This window comes from Mesorhizobium sp. M4B.F.Ca.ET.203.01.1.1 (assembly GCF_004791025.1).
Lineage (GTDB): Bacteria > Pseudomonadota > Alphaproteobacteria > Rhizobiales > Rhizobiaceae > Mesorhizobium > Mesorhizobium abyssinicae.
The window spans coordinates 1-290 of record NZ_SRUO01000260.1 but is presented as its reverse complement, the minus strand read 5'-3'; the positions used below and the strand labels follow the sequence as shown (position 1 = coordinate 290).

Annotated in this window: 1 pseudogene; it reads right to left on the bottom strand. The window is 67.6% G+C overall.

Features of this window, described 5'->3' with window-relative positions:
* A pseudogene (locus EN846_RS34590) lies at positions 1-290 on the bottom strand (cytochrome C); the annotation flags it as partial.

Here is a 290-nt window from a genome sequence, read left to right as displayed (position 1 = left end):
CGGCTTCGGTACCGCGCGTCTTTGGGTTTCGGGTCGCGTGGCCAATCCTTGCCCTTGTTGGCGAAGTCCGGCCGCGGTTGGTTGATGAAATAGCCGGCGATGTCCACCGCATCCTGGTCGGGCATCACCTGCTGGCCCAGTGGCGGCTCGCGGGTCACCGCCGGTGGCATGTTGTGCTTGATGAAGCCGGCGGCCTTGTACAGGCGCGCCATGCCGGCGCCGATGTTGAAGCTGTGGTCGCCCCACAGCGGCGGGAAGGCGATGTCCCCGCTGGCGTCGCGCCGTCCTTC